Below are 8,042 nucleotides of genomic sequence, written 5' to 3' on the forward strand. Positions count from 1 at the left end.
TTACTAGTAAATATCTTTTGTTAAAGGCGTTTCATCTTCATTTTTAATCATCTTTCTACCGTCTGCCAGTTTTGCAAAAATCACGTACAAGCCCGGAATAACCAGCACACCGAACACCGTTCCAAAGAACATACCGCCCAATGCCGATGCCCCAATGGTATGGTTACCTATTGCCCCAGCTCCGTGTGCGAAAATCAAAGGAATCAATCCGGCGATAAATGCAAAAGACGTCATAAGGATCGGGCGGAAACGAACAGTAGCAGCTTCAATAGCAGCAGCTAAAATAGTTGCCCCGCCCTGCCTTTTTTGTACGGCATATTCTACAATAAGCACGGCATTTTTCCCCAGCAGACCTATGAGCATGATGAGCCCCACCTGTGCATAAATATCATTTGCAAGTCCCATTGCCTTTAACATAAAGAACGATCCGAAAACACCAACGGGTAACGATAAAATTACGGCAAGGGGCAATATAAAACTTTCGTACTGTGCTGCAAGAACCAGATAAACAAAGATCAAAACCACTCCGAAAACATACAAAGCTTCATTTCCACGCTGTGCTTCATCAAACGAAAGACCTTCCCACGCAATCTTGTAACCGTGCGGAAGTGTTTTTACAGCTGTTTCGTTAATAGCCGCAATAGCATCAGCCGTTGTGTAACCCGCAGCCGGAAGTCCCCGAATAGAGGCCGAGTTGTACATATTGTAACGGGTAATCTCGTTAGGTCCCTGCGTTTTTTTCAACTTCATAAAAGATGAATAAGGCACCATTTCACCGGTATCATTTTTCACATATAAGTTTAAGATATCTGAAGGAAGACTTCTAAATTCTGGCGATGATTGCACATAAACTTTAAAGAACTGACCGAAACGAATAAAACCTTGTTCGTACGTACTACCAACCAAGATATTTAAATTCTCCATTGCCTTCCCTATTGATACGCCTTTCTGCATAGCTGCACTGTTGTCAAACTCCAACTCGTATTGCGGATAATTAGCAGCAAAGAATGTAAATACACCCGTAAGTTCTTTTCTTTTAGCAAGATTTTCCATGAATTGTTTGTTTATTTTATCGAACTCATGATAATCGGTAGAGGCATTCTGATCTAGCAAACGCATCGAAAATCCACCAGAAGAACCAAATCCGGGAATTGCAGGTGGCTCGAAAAATTCGATCACCGCTCCCAGGTTTCTGGTTTTACTTTCCAGTTCTTCCATAACTTCAGTAACATTATGCTCACGATCGCCCCAGCTTTTTAAATTGATCAGACAAGTTCCAGCATTCGATCCACGACCTTCGGTCATAATTTCGTAACCTGCCAAAGAAGAAACCGATTCCACACCTTCAACCTGCTTACAGATTTTTTGAAGGTTACGCGCTACCTGATTGGTCTGTTCTAAAGTTGATCCCGGTGGCGTTTGAATTACCGCATATATTGTTCCCTGGTCTTCACTCGGAATAAAACCTCCGGGTAAGAACTGATTCTGAACATAAATTCCTGCACAAAAAACAATTAAAATAGTCCATGTAACGGATTTTCTATTAACAATTCTTTTTAAAATCCCAACATATTTGCCTGTGAGCTTATCGAATCCTCGGTTGAAGGCATCAATAAAACGTGTAAGTATGTTTACTTTTTTAGGTTTACCATGATTGTTTTTAAGCAGTATGGCACACAGAACCGGCGTAAGCGTTAAGGCAATTACTGCAGATATCACAATAGCACTTGCCATTGTTATAGAAAACTGACGATAAAAAGTACCCACAGGTCCGGTCATAAACGAAATAGGCAAAAACACCGATACCATTACCATTGTAATTGCTATAATGGCACCACTGATTTCACCCATAACTTCCTTAACCGCTTTATAAGGAGATACATGTTTTTCTTCCATTTTAGCATGAACCGCCTCGACGACCACAATGGCATCATCGACCACGATACCAATTGCCAGAACCAGTGCAAACAAAGTCACCAAGTTAATTGAAAGACCGAAAATCTGCATTACGAAGAAGGCTCCGATCAACGATACCGGCACCGCGATGATAGGAATTATGGTTGAACGCCAGTCGCCCAAGAAAATAAATACTACTACAGCTACCAGTATAAAAGCATCGCGCAAAGTGTGTAGAACTTGTTCAATAGAAGCATCTAAAAACTGCGAAACGTCGTAACTAATTTTGTAATCTACACCCGGCGGAAAGTTCTGCTTCATGTCTTCCAACTTCAGCTTTACCTGCTCGATTACTTCATTTGCGTTACTGCCGTAGTTCTGTTTCAGCATGATTGATGCCGAAGGATCTCCATCCAAATTCGAATAGATATCAAAAAACTCACTACCTAATTCAACTTTAGCAATATCTTTCAGTTTGATATTTTCCCCTTGCGAATTTGCGCGAATAATAATTCCTTCATATTCTTCAGGTTTGTTGTACTGTCCTTTATATGTTAGTACATATTCCAATGACTGTGCTGCAATACCCGAACTCTGTCCGATCCTTCCCGGACGACCAATGATACTCTGCTCACCTATTGCTTTCATAACCTCATCAACAGAAATATTATAGGCACGCATACGTTCGGGGTTCAACCAAATACGCATGGCATAGCGGCGGCTTCCCAAAATCTGCGCTTTGGCAATACCTTTTACCCTGTTAATTTCGGGAATGATGTTTACAGTAGCATAATTGTACAGAAACTTTTCGTCCATACTTTTATTTTTGCTGTACAGGTTTACGTACATCAGCATACTAGGCTGTATCGGCGTAACAATAACACCTTCTTTCTGAACCAGTTCCGGAAGTAGTGGCATAACCTGATCAACCCTGGTCTTGACGAGTACGACCGCTTCGTTGGGATCTGTGCCCGGATCAAATACTACATTAAGTGTAGCTTCTCCGGCACTGGTTGCATCGGTAGAAATGTACCGCATACCCTGCACACCGTTAATGGCATTTTCAAGGGTGATTAATGACGATTTTACCAAAACGTCTGCACTTGCACCGGGATAAGCTATAAAAACACTTACGGTTGTTGGTGCGATTTGCGGAAATTGTGAGGTTGGCAGCTGTTTTATGGCAAGTGCACCCACAAAGAGGATTACGACCGATATTACAATTGCGAATACCGGTCTGTGTATGATTTTTTTAAACATTTAGAAGCTTTTTAATTACTCTGCATACAATTCTAGACTAGACAATGCTTTTTGCGGAGTGATGAATTTAGTTGTGATTTTATCGTTTTCCTTTACCAGACGAAGACCTTCCAAGAGAATCTCATCGTTTTTTTGAAGACCCGACTGTACCACGTACACGTGAGGAATTTCGGCTGCAATTTTAATCTCGCGTGCCTTAACGGCGTGGTCTTTAGTAACCACAAATACATACTTTTTATCTAAAACTTCAAATGTTGCTTTCTGCGGGATAAGCAGTGCATTTTTATAAGGTGTAGTGATTACTACATTTCCTGTTTGCCCAAAACGCAGCAGATTTTTCGGGTTCGGAAAGGTTGCACGGTAGGCAATATTTCCCGTTTCATTGTCAAAATCGGCTTCGATTGTTTCAACAATACCTTCGTTTTCGAACATTTTTCCGTTTGCCATCTTTAAGCCCACGTGCAGTAAACCGTCTTTTGGTTTTTCGCTCATCTGCTCAAGGTATTCGGCTTCAGGAACATTGAAATACACCCACATTTTACTATTATCAGCCAGTTCGGTCAAAAGATCTCCTTCGGTAATCAAGCTACCCGCGCGTACATGGAATCGATCGATTATTCCGTCGAAAGGTGCTCTGATTTCTGTAAACTGTAAATGGGTTTTCATTGCTGCAACTTCTGCAGCAGCCTTACTGTATCTTGCCTTTGCCATAGCCAATTCGTTAGCGGCAACCACATTATTATCATAAAGCTGTTTGGTGTTTTTATATTCAATCTGTGCATAATCAGCTTCCGCTTTTGCACGATTTACATCGGCCTCGTAGAGATTTGGCATAATCTTAAACAACAGCTGACCTTTTTTTACGAACTGACCTTCATCAACATAAATTTTTTGCAGGTATCCTTTTTCCTGCGCCCGTATTTCAATGTGGTTTACCGATTTAATCTGTGCCACATAATCTTTTAATATTATGGTATCCTTTACCAGCGGAGTTGTTATGGAAAGTATTGTTTTTTCGTGTTTTTCTTCTTTATGAGACTGGCAACCAATATGCAGTAAAGCTATACAGAAGCTTACCAGCATAAGACCTTTTTTTATCATGTTTGTTAATTTTAATGATTTAAAAATTCAAATAAATACGTGCAGGTCTGCATTCTGTCAAAACATGACGAACGGCGAACCTACAAATTCAAAAAATCATTAAAAATCACAGTCGCATGACCTGCAGACGGATGTACAGATCATTGTAAAGAAAAGAATTGAAACGGAAATATTTAAAACGAACAGTTTGGTGTTCATTAAGGTCTTTACCCGACAAAAGTTGTAAAAAGCGAAGTACTTCAAATTTAAAAAGTGCTTTTGGCTTTTTAAGAGTCAGCGTATTTTCAGCCTCGAACTGTGTTTCAGGACAACTTCCTTTGGAATGACTTACAAAGGTGCGCTGAAGATTTTGTTTATGAAAAGTACTTTCCTTAACCTTTTTTAGAACAAGTTGCGAACCAACGTTTTTATCTGGATGAAGATATGCCGACTCTGCCTGTGCGTTTTCCCTACCAAACTGCAGCTTTTGCGCGTTGTTTGGAAAGCAGGTGAATGCCACAAAAAGCAATGCAGCTACAGACAGGCAGTATTTTAGAAATCCAGTTTTCATTCTGCCGGTAAAATTATCTAAAAAACCAAAACGCGTAATCGTTCCACCTATAAATAAAAGTTAAAGTTATTAACAATATTAACCTGCTGCTACTACAGCGATTATTAAAAGTGAAAACAAAATCATTTTTTTTTTAATACATTTGAATAATAAATAAAATAAATTATGAAAAAACTTATACTATTTCTATCAATATATTGTATTACGACACAATTTAGCAATTCCCAGATATTGTTTACTGAAGATTTCAACAGCTACCCAGCCGGACATTTAAATACCGACTATACCGGAAATACCTCGGGACAAGGTGGCTGGGTGACAAAACGAGGTACAGGAAGCGCTACTGTTATGGTTACACCCGAAGCAGGAAGAGGAAATGTTGCCACTTTTACAACCAACGGCAGTCAGACCAACGAAAATGTTACCGTTTTACAAAAAACAGGTGTTATAAACGGCTTGTGGAACAGCCGTACCGCAGGTCACAATATTTTAAAGTACGAGTATGAAGTGTATGTTAGCGGTACTTTCAGTGCAGCAGGAAGGCTACATAGCAGTAATACTAACTACTTTATGATGTTACGACTTATAACTACAAGCACTTACGCTATCGAGGCGCTACATCTGGCAACCAATAATCCACCAACCACATTAATAAAAAATTACACGGCTGCTACATTTCCGTACAATTTGTGGCATAAGGTAGAAGTAATCATTGATTACGACACCAATACAGCATATTACCATATACCCACACTGAACATTACGAAAAAAGATGCCTTAAACTCTTCCACTAATACCTACCTACCCCATAATATTTCAATATCCGGTGAATTTTTAAAACCAGGTTCAATTGTAAAATACGACAACATAAAACTTTCTGCATTGCAAAGTGTACCATCTTATATCTTAAGTACCGAAGAGCAATTGGCTGCAAAGTTCAATTTGTATCCAAACCCTGCAACAGATCTTTTAAATATTACCAACACCGAAAACCTATCAGTTACCAGAACGGAAATTTATGATTTAAAGGGTAAAGTGGTGAGTGCACAGAATTTTGACAATGCAACAGACATACAGTTAAGTATTTCTAATTTAGCATCTGGTACCTATATGCTGCACCTGAATACAAACCAAGGGAAAGCAGTTAAGAAAGTAGTTAAAAAATAAAATGATTATCGGACAGTTTACATCAAGTAAAATTTGTCAAAACAGTTAGTTCTAACCTGTCGCCAGTTTAAGCTGGTATAAAACACATTACAAAAAATCTGATGGAAAGCCCGTTTATCTGGTTATCAAGTAAATTTTTGTTTAGTGTTCGTGATCGTCAATAAATTTAATTATTTTAAGTACCTGAAATTTTAAGCTGATCTGAGATTCGCCTCCAGCTTCTTCACTTTTTTCTTTGCACGCAGCAACCGCATTTTAACGGCACTTTCTTTTATATTTAATATTTTGATCATTTGCTTAATGGGCAAATTATCTTGATACTTCATAATCAGCAACCTTCTGTCGTCTTCGGGAAGAACATCCATAAGCTGCTCCAATTTTTCATAGTTAGTATCAAACAGTTCGGCATCATCACTATTTTCAATTAAAGAATGATCTGTTAAATGATCATCTAATAAAGCCACTGTTTTGTGTTTGTTTTTACTAATATGGTTTATATTGGCATTAATAGTAATTGCGTATATCCAGGTAGAGAGTTTGGAATTTCCTTTAAATTTTGGAAGGTTGAGATATATTTTTATAAAGATTTCCTGAGTAAGATCCTTCGCTTCTTCTTTCTCCTTTACGAAACCAAAACATTTATTGTAAACAAAATGCGCATAACGATCGTAAATGACCTTGAAGTAACCTCCTTCACCTGATTTTACGATAAGATCTACCAAAAAAGTATCGGACGATTGGTATTGATTTTTTAGCTGCCCAAACATTAATTTTTTTTTTTAAGATATTAGTTAGAAATATCCGTTTTTAAGGGTATAGAAAGTATAGAAAATAAAAAGTTTTATTGTGGCAAACATTTTAATTTGATAAATACATAATAGTACCATTCTCATACAAAGGTATCTAATTAAAAGCTTTAAAACCAAAAAATAGTACACATATATGTTATATTGATCGCGATAGAAACAGGGGTAAGTATTGTGATGCTGGGTGCCGGATGTTGGGTGCCGGGTGTTCTTACTGTATGATGTATTTACTGACAAGTTGTTGGGTGCGGGGTGCCGGATGTCTTATTCTGTAATAGCATTATTGCTGTTTGTAATGATATTCCGACAAAATCTGATAAATAATCAAGAAACTATACATTTTTTTAACACCTCCCTGCCCTCCTCAAGGAGGGAATATTTTTAAATTATCCACATTCCCCCTTTGAAGGGGGCTTAGGGGGGATGTTAGTTGATCCCGATAAAAAGAGGGGTAAGTTGCGGGGTGCTGGTTGCCGGATGTTCTTACTCTATAATAGCATTATTGCAGTTTGGAGTAATACTCCGACAAAATCTGATAAATAATCAAGAAACTATACATTTTTTTTTGAACACCTCCCTACCCTCCTCAAGGAGGGAATTTGTTTAAACTATGCGCATTCCCCCTTTGAAGGGGGCTTAGGGGGATGTTATGTTGATCCCGATAAAAACAGGGGTAAGTTGCGGGGTGCTGGGTGTCGGATGTTGTTACTCTATAATAGCATTATTGCAGTTTGGAGTAATACTCCGACAAAATCTGATAAATAATCAAGAAACTATACATTCTTTTACACCTCCCTGCCCTCCTGAAGGAGGGAATCTTTTTAAATTATCCACATTCCCCCTTTGAAGGGGGCTCAGGGGGATGTTATGTTGATCCCGATAGAAACAGGGGTAAGTTGCGGGGTGTTGGGTGTCTGGTGTTGGGTGTGCCTTCGAGAACCTCAGGCACCGTTCGAGAATATTTCAGCAGGCTCAATAACCATGCTTCGATAAACTCAGCAACCGCCTCAGGCACCGTTCGAGAACATTTCGATACATCGACCACTTGTCTCGCTTCAGCGCAAGCACAATAACCGCAGGCTCAATAACCATGCTTCGATAAACTCAGCAACCGCCTCAGGCACCGTTCGAGAACATTTCGATACATCGACCACTTGTCTCGCTTCAGCCTTTAGATTTGTTCTTTGAAAAATTCATAAATTTATTAACAACCAAAACTGGCAAAGTACACCATTCGCTCTGCAAAGCTTTTAGACTTATCC

General features: G+C 38.9%; 5 protein-coding genes. 1 reads left to right on the forward strand and 4 read right to left on the reverse strand.

Annotated features, from left to right (window positions below):
* Positions 1 to 3: 3 nt before the first annotated feature.
* The 3 genes from BM253_RS05730 to BM253_RS05740 all read right to left on the reverse strand — a co-directional run bounded on the left by BM253_RS05730 (position 4) and on the right by BM253_RS05740 (position 4,807).
* Positions 4 to 3,156 (reverse strand): efflux RND transporter permease subunit, encoded by a 3,153-nt coding sequence (locus BM253_RS05730; RefSeq protein WP_091520525.1) that lies wholly within the window; start codon positions 3,154 to 3,156, stop codon positions 4 to 6.
* A 15-nt stretch (positions 3,157 to 3,171) separates the two neighbouring features.
* A complete protein-coding gene (locus BM253_RS05735; RefSeq protein WP_091520529.1) occupies positions 3,172 to 4,257 on the reverse strand; it encodes an efflux RND transporter periplasmic adaptor subunit in 1,086 nt (361 codons plus the stop codon).
* 106 nt (positions 4,258 to 4,363) lie between these two features.
* Positions 4,364 to 4,807, reverse strand: coding sequence for a hypothetical protein (locus tag BM253_RS05740; RefSeq protein ID WP_091520533.1), 444 nt, complete (start codon positions 4,805 to 4,807; stop codon positions 4,364 to 4,366).
* Positions 4,808 to 4,972: 165 nt separating this feature from the next.
* Between BM253_RS05740 and BM253_RS05745 the strand changes: the two genes are divergently transcribed.
* A complete protein-coding gene (locus BM253_RS05745; protein WP_091520537.1) occupies positions 4,973 to 5,974 on the forward strand; it encodes a T9SS type A sorting domain-containing protein in 1,002 nt (333 codons plus the stop codon).
* Positions 5,975 to 6,165: 191 nt separating this feature from the next.
* On the opposite strand, the gene BM253_RS05750 is transcribed toward BM253_RS05745, so the two are convergent.
* Positions 6,166 to 6,741, reverse strand: a complete 576-nt coding sequence (locus BM253_RS05750; protein ID WP_091520540.1) for an RNA polymerase sigma factor — start codon at positions 6,739 to 6,741, stop codon at positions 6,166 to 6,168.
* Positions 6,742 to 8,042 lie beyond the last annotated feature (1,301 nt).

The sequence above is a fragment of the Paenimyroides ummariense genome (genome assembly GCF_900115115.1).
GTDB classification, from domain to species: Bacteria; Bacteroidota; Bacteroidia; order Flavobacteriales; family Flavobacteriaceae; genus Flavobacterium; species Flavobacterium ummariense.

Excerpts from the sequence above, each read along its gene's own strand:
- BM253_RS05730 (WP_091520525.1), bottom strand. The coding sequence starts at position 3,156 with ATGTTTAAAAAAATCATACACAGACCGGTATTCGCAATTGTAATATCG.
- BM253_RS05735 (WP_091520529.1), bottom strand. The coding sequence starts at position 4,257 with ATGATAAAAAAAGGTCTTATGCTGGTAAGCTTCTGTATAGCTTTACTG.
- BM253_RS05740 (WP_091520533.1), bottom strand. The coding sequence starts at position 4,807 with ATGAAAACTGGATTTCTAAAATACTGCCTGTCTGTAGCTGCATTGCTT.
- BM253_RS05745 (WP_091520537.1), top strand. The coding sequence starts at position 4,973 with ATGAAAAAACTTATACTATTTCTATCAATATATTGTATTACGACACAA.
- BM253_RS05750 (WP_091520540.1), bottom strand. The coding sequence starts at position 6,741 with ATGTTTGGGCAGCTAAAAAATCAATACCAATCGTCCGATACTTTTTTG.